This is a genomic window from Streptomyces argenteolus (assembly GCF_042902585.1).
GTDB classification, from domain to species: Bacteria; Actinomycetota; Actinomycetes; order Streptomycetales; family Streptomycetaceae; genus Streptomyces; species Streptomyces argenteolus.
The window spans coordinates 980,982-1,000,277 of the sequence record NZ_JBIBEG010000001.1 but is presented as its reverse complement, the minus strand read 5'-3'; the positions used below and the strand labels follow the sequence as shown (position 1 = coordinate 1,000,277).

General features: G+C 72.8%; 12 protein-coding genes and 1 riboswitch. Of the genes, 7 read left to right on the top strand and 5 right to left on the bottom strand.

The window, feature by feature from the left end; translation table 11 throughout:
- Positions 1-37: 37 nt before the first annotated feature.
- Entirely contained in the window at positions 38-1,189 is a 1,152-nt protein-coding gene (locus ACFY8O_RS04395) for a C40 family peptidase (RefSeq protein WP_387898726.1), read from the bottom strand.
- A riboswitch (cyclic di-AMP (ydaO/yuaA leader) is annotated at positions 1,188-1,348 on the bottom strand. (Overlaps the previous gene by 2 nt.)
- Positions 1,349-1,603: 255 nt before the next feature.
- Here ACFY8O_RS04395 and pcrA point away from each other — a divergent pair.
- Positions 1,604-4,042: a DNA helicase PcrA gene (gene pcrA, locus ACFY8O_RS04390; protein WP_387898723.1), complete on the top strand. Its 2,439-nt coding sequence runs from the start codon at positions 1,604-1,606 to the stop codon at positions 4,040-4,042.
- A gap of 1 nt (position 4,043) precedes the next feature.
- Here pcrA and ACFY8O_RS04385 read toward each other — a convergent pair whose 3' ends face one another.
- Together ACFY8O_RS04385 and ACFY8O_RS04380 are read right to left on the bottom strand one after the other, a co-directional pair.
- Complete coding sequence (locus ACFY8O_RS04385; protein WP_387898720.1) at positions 4,044-5,681, bottom strand: M23 family metallopeptidase; 1,638 nt, start codon at positions 5,679-5,681, stop codon at positions 4,044-4,046.
- Positions 5,682-5,930: 249 nt separating this feature from the next.
- The gene (locus ACFY8O_RS04380; protein ID WP_387898717.1) at positions 5,931-6,917 is read right to left on the bottom strand and encodes an esterase/lipase family protein; all 987 of its coding nucleotides are present in this window, start codon (positions 6,915-6,917) and stop codon (positions 5,931-5,933) included.
- 344 nt (positions 6,918-7,261) lie between these two features.
- Here ACFY8O_RS04380 and ACFY8O_RS04375 point away from each other — a divergent pair, with 344 nt between their 5' ends.
- Positions 7,262-7,675: a cobalamin B12-binding domain-containing protein gene (locus ACFY8O_RS04375; RefSeq protein ID WP_145803936.1), complete on the top strand. Its 414-nt coding sequence runs from the start codon at positions 7,262-7,264 to the stop codon at positions 7,673-7,675.
- Positions 7,676-8,416: 741 nt separating this feature from the next.
- Here ACFY8O_RS04375 and ACFY8O_RS04370 read toward each other — a convergent pair.
- Complete coding sequence (locus tag ACFY8O_RS04370; protein ID WP_387898714.1) at positions 8,417-10,072, bottom strand: DUF5691 domain-containing protein; 1,656 nt, start codon at positions 10,070-10,072, stop codon at positions 8,417-8,419.
- A 49-nt stretch (positions 10,073-10,121) separates the two neighbouring features.
- A complete protein-coding gene (locus ACFY8O_RS04365; protein ID WP_387898711.1) occupies positions 10,122-11,159 on the bottom strand; it encodes a hypothetical protein in 1,038 nt (345 codons plus the stop codon).
- Between the two features lie 458 nt (positions 11,160-11,617).
- Between ACFY8O_RS04365 and ACFY8O_RS04360 the strand changes: the two genes are divergently transcribed.
- The 5 genes from ACFY8O_RS04360 (at position 11,618) to sucD (ending at position 19,153) form a co-directional block, all read left to right on the top strand.
- Positions 11,618-12,739 (top strand): ATP-binding protein, encoded by a 1,122-nt coding sequence (locus tag ACFY8O_RS04360; RefSeq protein ID WP_387898708.1) that lies wholly within the window; start codon positions 11,618-11,620, stop codon positions 12,737-12,739.
- On the top strand, positions 12,736-15,042 hold the full coding sequence (locus tag ACFY8O_RS04355) for a DUF5682 family protein (protein WP_387898706.1): 2,307 nt from the start codon (positions 12,736-12,738) through the stop codon (positions 15,040-15,042). Before ACFY8O_RS04360 ends, ACFY8O_RS04355 begins: the two co-directional genes overlap by 4 nt.
- Positions 15,043-15,505: 463 nt before the next feature.
- On the top strand, positions 15,506-16,705 hold the full coding sequence (locus ACFY8O_RS04350) for a VWA domain-containing protein (protein WP_387898704.1): 1,200 nt from the start codon (positions 15,506-15,508) through the stop codon (positions 16,703-16,705).
- Between the two features lie 360 nt (positions 16,706-17,065).
- The gene (gene sucC / locus ACFY8O_RS04345; protein WP_145803923.1) at positions 17,066-18,247 is read left to right on the top strand and encodes an ADP-forming succinate--CoA ligase subunit beta; all 1,182 of its coding nucleotides are present in this window, start codon (positions 17,066-17,068) and stop codon (positions 18,245-18,247) included.
- A gap of 21 nt (positions 18,248-18,268) precedes the next feature.
- Entirely contained in the window at positions 18,269-19,153 is an 885-nt protein-coding gene (gene sucD / locus ACFY8O_RS04340; RefSeq protein ID WP_387898702.1) for a succinate--CoA ligase subunit alpha, read from the top strand.
- Positions 19,154-19,296: the final 143 nt, after the last annotated feature.

Sequence of the window (19,296 nt, the reverse complement as noted above, 5' to 3'; positions counted from 1 at the left end):
ATCACCCCGGGCCCTCTGCCGTGTGCGGGCGGCGTGGCTACGCCGGGCGCACGCTGCCGTAGATCGGCATGTAGTAGATCGACTCCTCGCGGACGTTCGCACCCGGCTTCGGCGCGTGGATCATCATGCCGTCGCCCTTGTAGATGCCGACGTGGCTGATGTCGTCGTAGAAGAAGACCAGGTCTCCCGGCTGGAGGTCCGCCGTGGCCACCCGGGTGCCCACCTCGACCTGGTCCCACGTGGTGCGCGGCAGGTCGACGCCGGCCGCCTTCCAGGCGGCCTGGGTGAGCCCGGAGCAGTCGTACGAGGACGGGCCCGTGGCCCCCCAGACGTAGGGCTTGCCGATCTGGGCGGCGGCGAAGGCGAGGACCTTGTCGGCCTTCGAGGCGTAGCCGCTGTCGGAGCCCGTGCCGCCGGTCCCCGTGCCCGCCTCCTCCTTCGCGGCTTCCTCGGCGGCCTGGTCGGCCTTCTCCTGCGCGGCGGCGGCCTGCTGCCTGGCCAGTTCCTCGGCCTTGCGCTTCGCCTCCGCCTCCTTCTCGCGCTCCAGCTCCGCGAGCCGCGCCTTCTCCTCGGCGGTCAGCTCCGACAGGAGCGTGCGCGCCTCGGCGAGCTTCGCCTGCACGTCCTGCTTGCTGGTGCGCAGCGTGGCCTGCGACTCGGTGAGCGTCTCCAGGCTCTTCGTCGCCTCGGCCCGCTTCGCTGCGGCTTCCTTCTGCTGCGTACGGAAGTCGGCGACCGCCTTCTGCTGCCGGCTGGTCATCCGGGCCATCAGCTGGTCCTGGTCGAAGTACGACTGCGGGTCGTCCGCGAGGAAGAACGTCGCCGTCGGGGCGATCGAGCCGCTGCGGTACTGCGCGGCCGCGTAGTTGCCCAGCTCCCGGCGCGTCTCGTTGAGCTTGTCGGCACGCTTCGCGGCGGCCTCCAGCAGGTCGTCGACCTTGGAGCGCTGCTCGGTCTGCGCCGTCTTCGCCTCGTTGTACTTCTGCGTCGCGGTGCCGGCCTGCCGGTAGAGGGCGTCGACCTTCTTCTGGACTTCCTCGATGCTGGGCTTCGGCTCGGCGGGGGCGGCCGTCGCGCTCTGGGTGGAGAGCAGGGTGACGGAGGCGAGCGCCGCGGTCGTGAGACCGACGGCAGGGGTGGTGGTGCGCACCCGGGGGCGCGGCTTGCGATGCGACGCCAAGGCCGGCATCTCCTTCCGTGGACCGCCTACCGGGTTAGCTGTCGGGTTCGGGCGGAACGGAAGGCTGCCCTACGGTCCGGTGGAGACGGACCGATTCACCCCGGTGCTGCGTGTGGGTCCCCGGTTCCGGGCTCCCGTGCAGGAGTACGGATTCGGCGGGGGTGCCCGTGCGGCGCGGTTCGCCTCAAGGGGATACGGCGCACCCGTCGGAGCACGCTAACCAACCCGTGGTGTCCCTGTGAAGGTTGATGTTCGATATGCCCGATACATTTCCGTGACCTTTTCCCGGGGGCGGTCCACGCGGCCGGAAGGGCACCGGAATCTCACACTCCGTGGGCGGTGGGTCTCGGTACGCGCACGGCTCGGCCCCTTGTCGCCGATGCGGCCCGGGCTGTCGGTGCGGCGGCCTAGACTCGTGAGGCGATGAGCAGCCTCTTTGACGACAGTTTCCTGACCGGCCTCCAGCAAGGGGAGGACGGCCCCCCGCCGCCCCCGGAGGAGCACGCACCCGAAGCGGTGCCCGAGGGCCTCTTCGAGGACGTCTTCGACGCGCCTCCGCCCCCGCGCGACGCGTACTACCGCGACGGCGCCCCGCGCCCCGTCATCGACTCCGCGGCGCTGCTGGAAGGGCTGAACACCGAGCAGCGCGCCGCCGTCGTGCACGCGGGCTCCCCGCTGCTCATCGTCGCCGGGGCCGGCTCGGGCAAGACCAGGGTGCTGACCCACCGGATCGCCCACCTGCTGGCCGAGCGCGGGGTGCACCCGGGGCAGATCCTCGCGATCACCTTCACCAACAAGGCCGCGGGCGAGATGAAGGAGCGCGTCGAGCAGCTCGTCGGACCGCGCGCCAACGCCATGTGGGTCATGACCTTCCACAGCGCCTGTGTGCGGATCCTGCGCCGCGAGTCGAAGCGCCTCGGCTTCACCTCGTCGTTCTCGATCTACGACGCGGCGGACTCCAAGCGGCTCATGGCGCTCGTCTGCCGTGATCTGGACCTGGACCCGAAGCGCTACCCCCCGAAGTCGTTCACCGCGAAGGTCTCGAACCTCAAGAACGAGCTGATCGACGAGGAGACCTTCGCCGGCCAGGCCGCCGACGGCTTCGAGAAGACGCTGGCCCAGGCCTACGCCCTCTACCAGGCACGGCTGCGCGAGGCCAATGCCCTGGACTTCGACGACATCATCATGACCGCGGTGCACCTGCTCCAGGCGTTCCCGGACGTCGCCGAGCACTACCGCCGCCGCTTCCGGCACGTCCTGGTCGACGAGTACCAGGACACCAACCACGCGCAGTACACCCTGGTGCGCGAGCTGGTGGGGCCCTCCGGAGAGGCGGAGGCCCCCGGGGAGCTCTGCGTCGTCGGTGACGCGGACCAGTCGATCTACGCCTTCCGCGGCGCGACCATCCGCAACATCCTCCAGTTCGAGGAGGACTATCCGGACGCGACCACGATCATGCTGGAGCAGAACTACCGCTCCACGCAGACGATCCTCTCCGCCGCCAACGCCGTCATCGAGCGCAACGAGAGCCGCCGTCCCAAGAACCTCTGGACGAACGCGGGCGAAGGCACCCGGATCGCCGGCTACGTCGCCGACACCGAGCACGACGAGGCGCAGTTCGTCGCCGAGGAGATCGACCGGCTGACGGACGCGGGCGACGCGAAGGCGGGCGACGTCGCCGTCTTCTACCGCACGAACGCCCAGTCCCGTGTCTTCGAAGAGATCTTCATCCGCGTCGGGCTGCCCTACAAGGTCGTCGGCGGGGTGCGCTTCTACGAGCGCAAGGAGGTCAGGGACGTCCTGGCCTATCTCCGTGTCCTCGCCAACCCCGAGGACACCGTCCCGCTGCGCCGCATCCTCAACGTGCCCAAGCGGGGCATCGGCGACCGGGCCGAGGCGATGATCGACGCCCTGTCGATGCGCGAGAAGATCTCCTTCCCGCAGGCACTGCGCCGCGTCGACGAGGCGTACGGCATGGCGGCCCGCTCGGCCAACGCCGTGAAGCGGTTCAACACGCTCATGGAGGAGCTCCGCACGATCGTGGAGTCCGGCGCGGGCCCCGCCGTCGTGCTGGAGGCGGTCATGGAGCGGACCGGATACCTCGCCGAACTCCAGGCCTCCACCGACCCGCAGGACGAGACCCGTATCGAAAACCTCCAGGAACTCGCCGCGGTCGCCCTGGAGTTCGAGCAGGACCGTGCCGAGGAGGAGGGCACGGGGACGCTCGCGGAGTTCCTGGAGAAGGTCGCGCTCGTCGCGGACTCCGACCAGATCCCCGACGAGGACGAGGACGGCTCCGGCGTCATCACGCTGATGACCCTGCACACCGCCAAGGGCCTGGAATTCCCCGTGGTGTTCCTGACCGGCATGGAGGACGGCGTCTTCCCGCACATGAGGGCACTGGGGCAGGTCAAGGAGCTCGAGGAGGAGCGCCGGCTCGCCTACGTGGGCATCACGCGCGCCCGCGAGCGGCTCTACCTGACCCGGGCGGCGATGCGTAGTGCGTGGGGCCAGCCCTCGTACAACCCGCCGTCACGCTTCCTGGAGGAGATCCCGGACCAGCACCTGGAGTGGAAGCGCAAGGGCCCGATGGCCGCTCCGGCGGGACCGACCTCGGGCATCACCTCGTCGCTGTCCTCGTCGCGCTCAAAGTCCGGGCCCTCGGGGTTCGCGACCCGGCGCACCTCCGAGAAGCCGGTGGTCACCCTCGTGGTCGGGGACCGCGTCACGCACGACCAGTTCGGTCTGGGCACGGTGACGGCGGTCGAGGGCTTCGGCGACCAGGCCAAGGCCACCGTCGACTTCGGAGACGAGCGGCCCAAGAAGCTCCTGCTGCGCTACGCGCCGGTCGAGAAGCTCTGACTCAGTACGGGTTGATGCCGTGGCTGCGGAACCACGGCATCGGGTCGATCGCCGAGCCGCCGCCGGGCCGTACCTCGAAGTGCAGGTGCGGGCCGGTGGAGTTGCCGGAGTTCCCCGAGTAGGCGATGACGTCGCCCGCCTTGACCGAGCCGGAGCGGATCTTGGTCGTGCTGAGGTGGCAGTACCACGTCTCCGTGCCGTCGGCCGCGGTGACGATGGCCATGTTCCCGTAGGCGCTGTTCCACTGGGTGCGCACGGTGCCGTCGGTCGCCGCCATGACGGGGGTGCCGTAGGAGACCGGGAAGTCGACGCCCGTGTGCACGGACATCCAGTTGACGCCGGCCTGACCGTAAGTGGCGCTGAGGCCGTGCTGCTTCACCGGCAGCATGAACTTGGGGCGCGCCGCCTCGCGACGTGCGGCCTCCTCCTCGCGCTTCTTCTTCTCGGCGGCCTGCCGCTCCTTCAGGTCGATGCGCTCCTGGGTGCGGCTGGCGCGGTCGGCGAAGTTCTCGGCGTCGGCGTTGAGGGCGGCGAGCTGGGTGTCCAGCTTGTTGTTGGCCACGGCGGGCTTGACCGTGTCGGCCGCCGCCATGGAGGTGGTGTCGTCCTTCGTCTCCTCGGCTCCCACACCGCTCACGGAGGCGGCGGCGATGCCCGCCACGCTCATGACGCAGGCGGAGGGCACGGCCACGGTGAGCAGCGCGGAACGCTTCGCGGGGGTACGGCGCCTGCCGCCCCGGCCACCGCCGCGCGGGGCGGTGGCCGGGGGGCCCACCGGGCGGGCGGAGGGGGCGGCGGACTCGTGGGAGTGGTCCGCGGTCACGTCGGTGAGGTCCGGCAGCGGCTCGGCCATGCCGGTTTCCGGGGCTTCGTCCCAGGCGTCCGCGTGCGCGGTACCCGCGGTGACGGGCGTCTCGTCGGCGGCGACCGCGTCGTGCGAGTCCTGGACCTCGGGCCGCTCGTGGGAGTCGTGCGCGCCGTGGGCGCCGAGGGAGTCGTGGGCGCCGGACTCGGCGCTCTCGTACGGCTCGTAAGCGGCAGTCCGGTGTTCGTACGCGGGATACGACGTCTGTTCGGGTGCGTACGTCGCGTTCTCGGGCGTGGCGCCGGTGTTCCAGGCGGTCGCGTCGTAGGCGCCGGTGTCGGCCGTTCCGTAGCCCGCGTAGCCGCCGGTCTCGAAGACGGGGGCGGTGAAGGTGCCGGTGGCGTAGGCCGTGCTGTCGAACGTCGTGGTGGGGAAGGCCCCGGTGTCGCCCGTCGCCCACTGGTCGCCCTGGCCGGTGTGGCCCCAAGCGGCGGTGTCCCACTGGCCGGTGCCCTCGGCGGTGGCCGTCGGCCCGGGGACCGCGGCCTCGGGCATCCAGGCCGCCGTGGTTTCGTACCCCTGCGGCGCCTGCGGATGGGCCTGCGCGTCGTAGGAGTCGTACGTGGCCTGCTGATGCGCTCCGGTGTCCCACTGGGAGGTGTCGTGAGCGCCGTAACCGCCGTCGTACGCCGTGGCGTAACCGGCGTCGTACGTGGGCTGGTGGCTGGTGTCGTGCTGACCCGGCAGTGTTCCGAAGAGCGGGTCGGTGTCGAAGCTGCCGGTTGACTGGCTGTCGTATCCGGCATACCCGGCGTGGGGGTGCTGGTCGTTCACCAACTTCTCTCTCGCCTCGGCAGCAGGACCTGTTTCCGGGTTCCGATGGGGGGATCCCCGGGTGAGCAGTGGCCGCGACTGTACCCGGCGGTACGTGAGGACGACAATCTTCGGAGGCACACGACCCTCCAGGAAACGGGCAATCGGCCGCCTTTCGGTGGACCGGAGAGTCAGGCTTGGCCCTATGTTCGAAATTCGTTCTATTCGCCGGAGGGTTTTGGGGGTATCAGGGGGCCGGCTGCGGGAGAGTCAGGCGACGGACGCCGTTCCCGGAGTGCTGAGGGAGGTGCCGTCCGACTCGAGTGCCTCGCGGATCGCGGACGCGACCGCCGGGTGCACCGGGAGCGCGAGATGACCGATGCCCGTGACGCGTACGTTCACGGCGTCGAGGTCGGGGTGGTCGACGCACGCCGTCTCGACGGGCAGCATCACCCGGTCCAGCTCGCTCCAGAAGCTGACGAACCGTGTCCGGCAGCCCGGGGCGGGACGGCGCAGCTCCTGGATGAGATCGGAGCCGCCGCGCATCTGGCGGACGATGGGGTGCGCGCCGGCCAGGCGGGCGACCGCCGTTCCGCCGTGGGGGGTGCCGAGACTGACCAGGGTGCGCACCCGGCGGTCACCGCCGAGTCGCTGCACGTAGTACCGCGCGATCAGGCCGCCGAGGCTGTGACCGACGATGTCGATCTCCCGGTGGCCGGTGCGGGCGCAGATCTCCTCCACATGGCGTTCGAGCAGCTCGGCCGCCGTGCGGATGTCGCAGGTCAGCGGCGAGTAGTTCAGCGACTCCAGGTGACGCCAGCCGTGCCGGGCCAGGGAACGGCGCAGCAGGACGAAGACGGAGCGGTTGTCGATGAAGCCGTGCAGCAGGACGACGGGCGGGCGGTCGCCGACGGTGGGCAGCAGGGCCGTGTCGGCCGAACGGGTGATTCGGTCGGCGGGTGTGCTGTCCTTCGCCGCTCTGGAGGGCGTGGTCGTCGGGGGGCCGGTGTCCGCCCCCGTTTCCGAGCCCGTCCCCGTGCCCGGTCGTGCCTCCGGTTCCGTGCCCGTGGCGTCCGTGGAGCCGGGCAGGGGCATGGGGGTCCGGCGCTCGGGAGTGAGGCCGGAGGGGTAGATGAGCACATGCCCGGCGAGGATCAGCAGATCCAGCACGGTCGCTCTGACCAGTGCCGACGGCAGCCGGACAGGGTGCATACAGGTGCTGCGCAGCAGTAGGGGTAGGAAGGACAGGACCTTCATGGCCGACCTCCTGCACTGGCCTGCGGGGAGGCGGCTCCTGTGCCCCGCACGCCCTCGTGGGAGTCGCGGAGGCGGTCGGCCGCTCTGCTGCGGCCGAGGGCCGTATCACCGTGCCGTGCGGCTGACGGCGCGGTGATACGGCGACCTCGTTGCGGCTCCCGTGGCGGCGGTCCCCTGCCTGGCCCTCGGGCCGCTCGGTGCGGGGATCGACGCGTGGCGAACATGTCCCATGTGTGATTTCCCCCTCCCGGTCCACCGCGAAACGACGCCGTGCGGGATGCTGTGGATAACGTTCGTTCACATTGCCGGGCCTTCAGGCACGGGAGACGCATGTGGAGGCATTGATGGGTGTGACCGGTCCGATCCGTGTGGTGGTGGCGAAGCCGGGCCTCGACGGCCATGACCGCGGGGCCAAGGTGATCGCTCGGGCGCTGCGGGACGCGGGCATGGAGGTCATCTACACGGGGCTCCACCAGACCCCCGAGCAGATCGTGGACACGGCGATCCAGGAGGACGCCGACGCCATCGGCCTCTCGATCCTCTCCGGTGCCCACAACACGCTCTTCGCCAAGGTGATCGAGCTGCTGAAGGAGCGCGAGGCGGCGGACATCAAGGTGTTCGGCGGAGGCATCATCCCGGAGGCGGACATCGCTCCCCTGAAGGAGCAGGGCGTCGCGGAGATCTTCACCCCGGGCGCGACGACCGCGTCGATCGTCGACTGGGTGAACGCACACGTACGACAGCCCGCGGAGGCCTGACCCCGACGGTCCGTGGCGCGCGGGGGCGGGGGAGGCCTGACCCCGACGGTCCGTGGCGCGCGGGGGCGGGGGAGGCCTGACCCCGACGGTCCGTGGCGCGCGGGGGCGGGGGAGACCTGACTCCGCCGGTCCGTGGCGGGCGGGGCCGGGGAAGACGTGACTCCGCCGGTCCGTGGCGGGCGGGGCCGGGGAAGACGTGACTCCGCCGGTCCGTGGCGGGCGGGAGAGGTGCAGGCGGTCGGGAGTGTCCGGCGCGCGCATGCGCCAGGGGGCGCTGGGCTGAGGCAGGCGCCCGGGTGACTGGCCCACGCATGCGACCAGGGCGCTGCCCGGCTCGCGTGCGTGACGGGCCGGCGCCGGGCGCACGTGCGTGACGGGCCGGCGCCGGGCGCACGTGCGTGACGGGCCGGTGCCGGGCGCACGTGCGTGACGGGCCGGTGCCGGGCGCATGTGCGTGACATGCGTGTGCGGTTCCGGCGCGGGGGCCGTCCGGTTCAGCCGGGCGGCTCGTTCCCGGTACGCACCCGACACCAGGGCCGCTGCCCCGCTCGCGTACGTGACGGGCCCGCCGCCCCGCGCGCGCAGGCGAGGGCAGGCGACGGCGGTGCCCGGCTCGAGTGCACCGTCCGGGCCCCGGGGCCGGCGGCTCGTGTGCGCGGGTGAGCGCCGCGCGGCCAGGTCGCGCCCCTGGCGGGGTACCGATGCTCGGGGACCCGGTGCCCGTGCCGGGCGTGCCGTGGGTCAGACCGTTCCGTCGTCGTTGCCTTCCTGTCCGTCCTCCGCGAGTTCCGCGTCCATCGCGGCGCGCAGACGCAGGGTGGAGACCAGGCGTTGGAACGCCTCCGACCAGTAGCCGCCCGCACCTGGTGACGCACCCTCCGGTTCGTCCGGTGTGGTGGTGAGCACCGCGAGCCGGTCCGCCTCCGCAGGGTTCAGACAGCGCTCGGCGAGGCCCATCACTCCGCTGAAACTCCAGGGGTAGCTCCCCGCGTCCCGGGCGATGTCCAGCGCGTCGACCACCGCCCGGCCGAGCGGCCCGTCCCAGGGCACGGCGCAGACGCCGAGCAGCTGAAAGGCCTCGGACAACCCGTGCGCCGCTATGAATCCGGCGACCCAGAGGGCTCGCTCTCCCGAGGGCAGGGTGGACAGGAGCGTGGACCTCTCGGCCAGGGAGGCGGTTCCCGGGCCGTCCGCCGGAGGCGTGGAAGGGGCGCCGATCAAAGCCCGTGCCCACTCGGGATCCCGCTGCCGGACCGCAGCCCGGCACCAGGCTGCGTGCAGTTCGCCCGCCCAGCCGTCCGCCACCGGAAGCGACACGAGCTCCTGGGGCGTGCGACCGCCGAACGTCTCCCGCCAGACGTCCAGTGGTGCCGCCTCCACCAACTGGCCCAGCCACCAGGAGCGTTCGCCCCGCCCCGAGGGGGGCACGGGCACGAGGCCGTCCCGCTGCATCGCCGGATCGCACTCGTGCGGCGCCTCCACCGCGATCGAGACAGCCCCGTCCGTGCGGTCGGGATTGACACAGGAGGTGGCACGGGCCGCCATCCGCCGGGCGAGCGCCGATTCCGGCAGGGCGGAGAGCAGTTGGGCCGCCGTGGAGCGGACATTGCGGCTGCGGTCGGCCAGAGCCTCTTCGAGGAAGGCCTCGTCGGCTCCGGAGAGGCGGGCCCGCAGGGAGTCGAGGAACATCAGCCGGTCCTCGGCCCGCTCGGTGGACCAGGTGGCGGCGAGCAGGGACCGGGCGGCTGCGGGATCCCGCTCCCGTACGGCGTCGAGCAGCGCGACCCGCTCCGCGAAGAGGCCCTCCTCCCAGAGCCGCCGTACCGCCTCCGGGTCCTCGGTGTCCGGCCGGTGCGCGACCCGGGAGGAGGCGCGCAGCGCGAACCTCCACTCCGGGTTCAGCGAGGCCAGCCAGAGCCCGCGCGGCCCGGCGAACGCCAGGGCGAGCGGTCGCAGGTCCGTACGCGCGCGGGCGGCGTCCAGCAGCGCGGGCAGCAGCTCCGCGGGGGGACGGAAGCCCCGGGCCCCCGCGAGGGCCAGCCACTGGGGGATGAGTTCGGTGAGATCGGGAGCCGTGCCCCGCCGTCCACCACCCGGCGGCGCCGAACGGTCGGCCAGCAGCTGCGCGAGCCGGTCCCGCGCGGCGGCCGGCAGCGCAGGGCGCGGGTCGTCGGGTGCGGGCGCCGGGAGCGCGGCCCCGACGGCCGGCCGCAGCCCGGCCCTGCGCCGCACCGTGTGCACCGCCGCGGCGTCGAGCAGCGCCGCCGGTCCGCCCGCAGCGCCCCCGGTCGGCCGCAGGGGTCGCCGGTCGGTGCCGAGCAGCGCCGAGGTGACGAGTTCCTCCCACGTCTCCATGGGCGCGCCGTACGTCGTGGGGGTGAAGTCAGTGGCGGGCATCGGGTCCCCTCCGTTGGCCGGCGACGGGTGGATCAGGAGAAGCGGTGAGTCAGACGAGCGCCACCGGTCCGCCCTCGCCGGACGGTTCCGGGGACCAGGCCGCGATCGGGTCGAAGCCCCGGTGCCCGCACTCGCCGAAGACGGTCAGAGGGCTGCCACCGGAGAGCGCCACGAGCTTCCACAAACCGGGCCGGGACAGCGCCGGGGGAGCGAGCGGCAGGGCGGAGCCGTCCCCCGGGTCGATCAGCTGCCAGCCGTCCCCGGACGGCGCGGGTATGACGCCGTCCAGGGTGACCGGCCAGGCCTCGAGCCAGGGATCGTCACGCAGGGCGCGACCGTAGGCCGCCACGGCGCCGGCCGGTGTGACGCCCGGAGGAGGCACCGCCGTGCACACGGGATCGGCGAGTCGCGCGCCCAGCTCCACCCGCAGGCGTCCACCCCCCGGATACGGAGTCACCTCGGCGTCGACGACCGCCCCCACCGGGAGCGTCTGCGCGGGGACGCGCCCCGGCGCACCGTAGGACAGCACGAGCGCCGTGCGGTCCGACTCCCCGCCGTACAACCAGATGCGGCGGGTGACGATCCTGCCCTCCGGGGTGTCGTACTGCGCGAGGACCAGCCAGCGGTCGCGGACGGCCGGCCCCTCGGGGGAGGCCGTCAGCCCCACGCGCGTGCGCACCGTCGCGGCCAGGGGAGCGGGCAGCCGGTCGAGGCCGAGCCAGGCGGAGTCCAGCAGGTGCAGCAGCGCGCACTCCTCGAGCAACCGCGCAGGCCAGCCCGCTCCGGAGGCAGGCAGCGCCCCCAACTCCCTCACACGGGCGGCCAGCCCAGGGGCCTGCGCGTCGACCATGCGGGCGGCCGTCTCCTCCCACAGTCCGTTTCCGGGCCGGTCGGCCGCGGCGAGCCCGCCGCGCAGCAGATCGGCGAGACGCTGCTCCAGCTCCCGCGTCCCGCCGGTGACACGACCGGCTCTGCGGTCCGCCCGCCGGACGGCCGCCGGCGACCGGGCGGCGTCCGGTGACGCGGCTCGGCTGTCTGCCGGTCCCCGCTCGGTCCGGACCGGATCTCCCCCGTCGGATAGCACCATGCGACTGACGGTAGAGCGCGCCACTGACAACGCGCCCTGAGCTGCGGCTCCGTGCGTTCCGGGCGGAGCCGAGCGTTGTGCGGGAGCTCTTTCCCGCAAGGAGGAGCGACCCGTCTCGGACGCACCGTCCGTGCGGCGGTGTCCGCGCCGGCCGTCGGTGCCCTCGCCCCCGGTGCCGGCGCGTGCCCGGCTCCGCCGAGGAGACGGTGAGCGCAGGCGGGACGAACGCGTGGGCGGGACTCGCGAGGTCGCCGTCACCGGCGTGGACGAGATCCGGTTGCACGGCGGCGGCGATGGCGGGGAGCCGAAGTTCGAGAGGGCCATCTCAGGCGTCACCGGCTGACGTTCACGCCCCCCGTCGGCTCCACATCGGCCCCGGGCCCAGGGCCGGGGCCGATTGTCAGTGGCATGGTGCACGGTGGAAACCACATCGGGTCGACCGATCCGGAGGGGGATCCATGACCGTGTCCGCACCGACGTCCGTAGCGACCGACGCAGCAGGCGATGTCCTCAGGCCGCACGCCGAGCACGTGTTCGCCGACGAGCTCAAGGCGCTGGCCGCCGCCGACGACCGTCCCCGGCCCGCCCGTTGGAAGCTCTCGCCCTGGGCCGTGTCCACCTATCTGCTCGGCGGGACGCTCCCCGACGGCACCCTGATCACGCCGAAGTACGTCGGCCCGCGCCGTCTCGTCGAGGTCGCCGTGAGCACCCTGGCCACGGACCGCGCGCTCCTTCTGCTCGGCGTGCCGGGCACCGCCAAGACCTGGGTGTCCGAGCATCTCGCGGCGGCCGTCAGCGGGGACTCCACGCTGCTCGTCCAGGGCACCGCGGGCACCCCCGAGGAGGCCGTCCGCTACGGGTGGAACTACGCGCAGCTGCTGGCCCAGGGGCCCGGCCTCGCGGCCCTGGTGCCGAGTCCGGTGATGCGGGGCATGGCCGAGGGCATGACGGTCCGCGTCGAGGAGCTCACCCGCATCCCCTCCGACGTGCAGGACGCTCTCATCACGGTCCTCTCGGAGAAGACCCTCCCCGTGCCTGAGCTGGGCGAGGAGGTGCAGGCGGTCCGGGGGTTCAACCTCATCGCCACGGCGAACGACCGCGACCGCGGGGTCAACGAACTCTCCAGCGCCCTGCGCCGCCGGTTCAGCACCGTCGTGCTCCCCCTGCCCGCCACACCCGAGGCCGAGGTGGACATCGTGTCCCGGCGCGTCGCCCAGATCGGGCGCACGCTCGACCTCCCGGCGGTGCCCGAGGGCATGGCCGAGATCCGGCGCGTCGTCACGGTCTTCCGCGAACTGCGTGACGGCGTCACCACGGACGGCCGCACGAAGCTCAAGTCACCGTCGGGCACGCTGTCCACGGCGGAGGCCATCTCCGTGGTCACCGGCGGCCTCGCGCTCGCCGCCCACTTCGGCGACGGAGTCCTGCGCCCCGGGGACGTGGCGGCGGGCGTCCTCGGTGCGGTCGTCCGCGATCCCACGTCGGACCGCGTCATATGGCAGGAGTACGTGGAGACCGTCGTCCGGGAGCGGGACGGCTGGAAGGACTTCTACCGCGCCTGCCGCGAGGCGGCCGGATGACGCCCCGGGACCCGGGGCACGACGGTCCGCTGCTGCTCGGGGTGCGACACCACGGTCCCGGCTCCGCCCGCGCGGTCCGCGCGGCCCTGGAGGCCGCGCGTCCCAGCGCGGTGCTCGTCGAGGGTCCGCCCGAGGGCGACGCGCTGCTGCCGCTCGCGGCGGACGACCGGATGAAGCCGCCGGTCGCGCTGCTCGCCCATGCCGTGGACGACCCGGGGTCGGCCTCGTTCTGGCCGATGGCCGACTTCTCGCCGGAGTGGGTGGCGATCCGCTGGGCGCTGGCCCATGACATTCCGGTGCGCTTCGTGGACCTCCCCGCCGCCAACTCCCTGGCCCTGGCCGAGCATGCGGCGAAGGAGCAGGGGCAGGCGGGACGGGCCGTCGACCCGATCGGGATCCTCGCGGCGACCGCGGGTTACGACGACCCCGAGCGCTGGTGGGAGGACGTCGTCGAGCACCGTGGCGCGGACGGGCGGACGGCCGACCCCCTCGCGTCCTTCGCGGCACTGGCCGAGGCGATGACGGCGCTGCGCGAGGCCCACGGGGACGGGGGCCACCCTCAGGACGCCGTCCGCGAGGCCTGTATGCGCCTTCAGCTGCGGTCCGCCCGCAGGGAGTTCGGCGACGACGTCGCCGTCGTGTGCGGTGCGTGGCACGTCCCGGCCCTGGCCGCGAGGACGACCGTCGCCGCCGACCGGGCGCTGCTCAAGGGCATTCCCAAGGTGAGGACGGAGCTGACCTGGGTGCCCTGGACGCATCGCAGGCTCGCCCGGCGCAGCGGATACGGGGCGGGGATCGAGTCACCCGGTTGGTACGGGCACGTGTTCGCTGCCCAGGACCGCCCGGTGGAGCGCTGGATGACGAAGGTGGCCGGACTGCTGCGGGAGGAGGACCGGCACGTCTCCTCCGCGGACGTCATCGAGGCGGTCCGGCTCGCCGGGACGCTGGCCGCCCTGCGCGACCGCCCGGCCGTCGGTCTGACCGAGGCCACCGACGCGGTCCGGGCCGTCATGTGCGAAGGGTCGGACGTGCCGCTCGATCTGGTGCGGGACCGGCTCGTCGTCGGCGAGATCCTGGGGGAGGTCCCGGACAGTGCCCCGGCCGTCCCCCTCCAGCGGGACCTGGACGGACAGCAGCGCTCTCTCAGGCTCAGACCCGAAGCGCGCGAGCGGGAGGTGGACCTGGACCTGCGCAAGGAGACCGATGCCGCCCGCAGCAGACTGCTGCACCGGCTGCGGCTCCTCGGGGTGGACTGGGGCGTCCCCGTCGCGGGCCGGGGCAGCACGGGGACCTTCCGCGAGAGCTGGCGGGTGCGCTGGGAGCCCGAGCTCTTCGTACGGATCGCGGAGGCCGGGGTCTGGGGAACGACCGTCCTCGGCGCGGCGACCGCGAAGGCCGAGGCGGACGCCCTGTCGGTCCCGTCACTCGCCGGAGTCACCGCGCTGGCCGAGCGGTGTCTGCTGGGAGGGCTGTCGGACGTCCTGCCCGTCGTGATGCGGGCGCTCGCCGACCGGGCCGCACTCGACGCGGACGTAAGCCACCTCGCCGACGCGCTGCCCGCCCTGGCCCGCTCCCTGCGGTACGGGGACGTCCGGTCCACCGACGGTGCCGCGCTGGGCGAGGTCGCGGTCGGCATCGCCGAGCGCGTCTGCATCGGCCTGCCGCCCGCCTGTACCGGTATCGACGCCGACGCCGCGGCCGAGATGCACGGCCGGCTGGACGGGGTGCACACGGCGATCGGACTGCTCACCGGCGCCGTGGGGTCCGAGGGGCCGGCGGACCGCTGGGCGGACACCCTGCGCAGGCTCGCCGCCAGGGACGCCGTCGCCGGTGTGATCCGGGGACGGGCCACGCGACTGCTGCTGGACGACGGGCGGCTCCCGGGGGGTGAGCCGGCACGGCTGATGAGCCTGGCCCTCTCACCGGGTACCCCGCCCGCCGAGGCTGCGGCATGGATCGAGGGGTTCGTCGGCGCAGCCTCGGGCGGAGCCATGCTGCTCGTCCACGACGAGCGGCTCCTCGGGCTCGTCGACGGCTGGCTGACGGGCATACCCGCCGGCGAGTTCACCGGCGTACTGCCCCTGCTGCGCCGCACGTTCTCGGCCTACGAGCCGGGCGTACGGCGCGCTCTGGGCGACCTCGTCCGCCGGGGGCCCGGAGCGGGGAGCGCCGACGGGGCGGGCGGTTCCCCCGTCCGGGGCTTCGGCGAAGGCCTCGACGAGGAGCGGGCCGACGCCGTGGTCCCGGTGCTCCGGCTGCTGCTCGGCCCCGGGACCCCGGCGGATCGCGCGGGGGCCGTATGACCATGGAGCGGGCGGACGCCGAGGCGTGGGGCCTCGACGCCCCGGACGGTGGACCCAGAGGCATGCGGCCCTTCACATCGACGGTACGGGCCGCGTCGGCGGCGCGACCTGCGTCGACGGCACGGCCCATCCCCTACGGGCCCGGCGCAGGATGGCAGGGCGGCCACGACGGACGGCCGGACGGCCGGACGGCGGTCACGAGGCACAGCCACGGACCGGAAGCCCTGGGAGCGGGAGTCCGGACAGGGGGCACGAGGCATGGCAACGAAACAGCAGCCCCTGCGAACAGCCGGACCGGGGGGCCGCGAGGGCCGGCGACGCGACAGCCGCCACGAGGCACTCCGATGCGAGGCATTCCGATGCGACTGGCGGCTCCGGGCGGCAACGACCCACGACGGACAGGGCAGCGGAGCCCGTGGGTGAGGTGGACGCCCTCACGAGGGACGACGGGGAGGAGAGGGCGATGACCGCGAATCCGGCGGACGAGGAGCGGCTGAGGCGCTGGCGCCTGGTGCTGGGCGCGGACGGCGCCGAGTCCACGGGACCCGCGCTCGCGGGCCGCGACGCGGAGATGGACGGGGCACTGACCTCGCTCTACGGCGAAGGCGGGAAGCCGGGCGGCGCGAGGAGGCCGGGCGGCAGAGGCCCGGCCGAGCGTACGGGGGGCCTCGGGGCCTCCGCGCCCTCCGTGGCCCGCTGGCTGGGCGACATCCGCAGATACTTCCCCAGCCCCGTCGTCCAGGTGATGCAGCGGGACGCGATCGACCGCCTCGGGCTGTCCACCCTCCTTCTGGAACCGGAGATGCTGGAGGCCGTCGAGCCCGACGTCCACCTCGTCGGCACCCTGCTCTCGCTCGGCAAGGCCATGCCGGAGACCACGAGGGAGAGCGCCCGCGCCGTCGTGCGGAAGGTGGTCGACGACCTGGAGCGCCGCCTCGCCACCCGCACCCGGGCGACGCTCACCGGCGCTCTGGACCGCTCGGCGCGGGTGGGCCGGCCGCGCCACCGGGACATCGACTGGGACCGCACGATCCGCGCCAACCTGAAGCACTACGTGCCGCTGCCCGGCGGAGGCGGCACGGGCACCGTGATCCCCGAGCGCCTCATCGGTTACGCGCGCTCGGACCGGTCGGTGAGGAAGGACGTCATCCTCTGCGTCGACCAGTCGGCGTCGATGGCCTCCTCCGTCGTCCATGCCTCGGTCTTCGGCGCGGTGCTCGCCTCCATGCGCACCCTGGCCACCCGGCTCGTCGTGTTCGACACGGCCGTCGTGGACCTCACCGACCAGCTCGACGACCCGGTCGACGTCCTGTTCGGCACCCAGCTCGGCGGCGGTACGGACATCAACCGGGCGCTCGCCTACTGCCAGTCCAGGATCACCCGTCCTGCCGACACCGTCGTCGTGCTCATCAGCGATCTCCACGAGGGAGGCATCCGCGACGGCATGATCGAGAGGGCTGCCGCCATGCGGGCGTCCGGCGTGCAGTTCGTGACCCTGCTGGCGCTGTCCGACGAGGGCGCGCCGTCGTACGACCGGGAGCACGCGGCGGCGCTCGGGGCACTCGGCGCGCCGGCCTTCGCCTGCACCCCCGACCTCTTCCCGGAGGTGATGGCGGCCGCGCTCGAGAAGAGGCCGCTGCCGATACCGGACACCGGGGTCTGACCGGGGCGGGGGCCGGTCTCCGCCGTGCCTGGCAGAGCCCGCTGCGACGGGGACCGCTGCGGCAGAGCCCTCCGCGGACGGCGGCGAGGCCGTGCGCCCCCGGAGCGGCTCCCGGCCGTGGGGAACACGCGCCGTTTTGTCCCCGGCAACGCGGCCACCAGCGTGATCTGTGACCGTTATCACCGCCCAGGTGTGATCCGCAATTTAGGGTCCGGACGAGCGCGGGGATAACCTGCCGGATGGACATGCCGCGTACCCGGTCACCGTGTGCGCCTCCCTAGTGACTGCGCAGTCACGTTGCCCTCGCGGCACGCCCACGCAGAAAACGAACCGCGAGACCACTAAAAGGGACGGACGCGCGTGGACCTGTTCGAGTACCAGGCGAGGGACCTCTTCGCCAAGCACGGTGTACCGGTGCTGGCCGGTGAAGTCATCGACACGCCTGAGGCAGCCCGCGAGGCGACCGAGCGGCTGGGCGGCAAGTCCGTCGTCAAGGCGCAGGTGAAGGTCGGTGGCCGAGGCAAGGCCGGCGGCGTGAAGCTGGCGGCAGACCCGGACGAGGCGGTCGCTCGCGCGACCGACATCCTCGGCATGGACATCAAGGGCCACACGGTCCACAAGGTGATGATCGCCGAGCTGTCCCCGGAGATCGAGGCGGAGTACTACGTCTCTTACCTCCTCGACCGCACCAACCGCACCTTCCTGGCCATGGCCTCGGTGCAGGGCGGCATGGACATCGAGGAGGTCGCGGAGAAGACCCCCGAGGCCCTCGCGAAGGTCCCGGTCAACGCCGTCGACGGCGTCGACATCGAGAAGGCCCGCGAGATCGTGGCCCAGGCGAAGTTCCCGGCCGAGGTGGCCGAGGGTGTCGCCGAGGCCATGGTCACCCTGTGGGACACCTTCGTCGCCGAGGACGCGCTCCTCGTCGAGGTCAACCCGCTGGTGAAGACCAAGGACGGCCGCATCCTGGCCCTGGACGGAAAGGTGTCTCTCGACGAGAACGCCGACTTCCGCCAGCCCGGCCACGAGGCGCTCGAGGACAAGGCCGCGGCCAACCCCCTCGAGGCCGCCGCCAAGGCCAAGAACCTCAACTACGTCAAGCTCGACGGCGAGGTCGGCATCATCGGTAACGGTGCCGGTCTGGTCATGTCGACCCTGGACGTCGTCGCGTACGCCGGTGAGAACCACGGCAACGTGAAGCCCGCCAACTTCCTCGACATCGGTGGCGGCGCCTCCGCCGAGGTCATGGCGAACGGCCTGGAGATCATCCTCGGCGACCCGGACGTCAAGTCCGTCTTCGTCAACGTCTTCGGCGGCATCACCGCGTGCGACGAGGTCGCCAACGGCATCGTCCAGGCCCTGGAGCTGCTCAAGTCCAAGGGCGAGGACGTCACCAAGCCGCTGGTCGTGCGCCTCGACGGCAACAACGCGGAGCTGGGTCGCAAGATCCTCTCCGACGCCAACCACCCGCTCGTTCAGCGCGTGGACACCATGGACGGCGCGGCCGACAAGGCCGCCGAGCTCGCCGCGGCTGCGAAGTAAGGGACGAGGGACTCCAACACCATGGCTATCTTCCTCACCAAGGACAGCAAGGTCATCGTCCAGGGGATGACCGGCGCCACGGGCATGAAGCACACCAAGCTCATGCTGGCCGACGGCACCAACATCGTCGGTGGCGTGAACCCCCGCAAGGCGGGCACCACCGTCGACTTCGACGGCACCGAGGTACCCGTGTTCGGCTCCGTCGCCGAGGCGATGGAGAAGACCGGCGCCGACGTGTCCGTCCTCTTCGTGCCGCCGGCCTTCGCGAAGGCCGCCGTCGCCGAGGCGATCGACGCCGAGATCCCGCTGGCCGTCGTGATCACCGAGGGCATCGCCGTCCACGACTCGGCCGCCTTCTGGGCGTACGCCGGCTCGAAGGGCAACAAGACCCGGATCATCGGCCCGAACTGCCCCGGCCTGATCACCCCCGGACAGTCCAACGCCGGCATCATCCCGGGCGACATCACCAAGCCCGGCCGCATCGGTCTCGTGTCCAAGTCCGGCACGCTGACCTACCAGATGATGTACGAGCTCCGTGACATCGGCTTCTCCTCCGCCGTCGGCATCGGTGGCGACCCGGTCATCGGCACCACGCACATCGACGCCCTCGCGGCGTTCGAGGCGGACCCGGAGACCGACCTCATCGTGATGATCGGCGAGATCGGCGGCGACGCCGAGGAGCGTGCCGCCGACTTCATCGCGAAGAACGTCACCAAGCCGGTCGTCGGCTACGTCGCGGGCTTCACCGCCCCCGAGGGCAAGACCATGGGCCACGCGGGCGCCATCGTCTCCGGCTCCTCCGGCACCGCCGCGGCCAAGAAGGAGGCCCTCGAGGCCGCGGGCGTGAAGGTCGGCAAGACGCCGACCGAGACCGCCAAGCTGGCTCGCGAGATCCTGGGCGGCTGACGCCTCACCGCGTCACGCCGCACGGCGGAAACGGCGCGGGGCCCCCCCCCCCCCCCGGGGGGGGGGGGCCCCCCCCGGGGGGGGGGCCCGGGGGGGGGGCCGGGGGGGGGGGGGGGGGGGCGGGGGGGGGGGGGGCCGCCGGG

Coding starts and splice junctions, on each gene's coding strand:
- ACFY8O_RS04395 (WP_387898726.1), bottom strand. CDS start 1,189: ATGCCGGCCTTGGCGTCGCATCGCAAGCCGCGCCCCCGGGTGCGCACC.
- pcrA (WP_387898723.1), top strand. CDS start 1,604: ATGAGCAGCCTCTTTGACGACAGTTTCCTGACCGGCCTCCAGCAAGGG.
- ACFY8O_RS04380 (WP_387898717.1), bottom strand. CDS start 6,917: ATGAAGGTCCTGTCCTTCCTACCCCTACTGCTGCGCAGCACCTGTATG.
- ACFY8O_RS04375 (WP_145803936.1), top strand. CDS start 7,262: ATGGGTGTGACCGGTCCGATCCGTGTGGTGGTGGCGAAGCCGGGCCTC.
- ACFY8O_RS04370 (WP_387898714.1), bottom strand. CDS start 10,072: ATGCCCGCCACTGACTTCACCCCCACGACGTACGGCGCGCCCATGGAG.
- ACFY8O_RS04365 (WP_387898711.1), bottom strand. CDS start 11,159: ATGGTGCTATCCGACGGGGGAGATCCGGTCCGGACCGAGCGGGGACCG.
- ACFY8O_RS04360 (WP_387898708.1), top strand. CDS start 11,618: ATGACCGTGTCCGCACCGACGTCCGTAGCGACCGACGCAGCAGGCGAT.
- ACFY8O_RS04355 (WP_387898706.1), top strand. CDS start 12,736: ATGACGCCCCGGGACCCGGGGCACGACGGTCCGCTGCTGCTCGGGGTG.
- ACFY8O_RS04350 (WP_387898704.1), top strand. CDS start 15,506: ATGACCGCGAATCCGGCGGACGAGGAGCGGCTGAGGCGCTGGCGCCTG.
- sucD (WP_387898702.1), top strand. CDS start 18,269: ATGGCTATCTTCCTCACCAAGGACAGCAAGGTCATCGTCCAGGGGATG.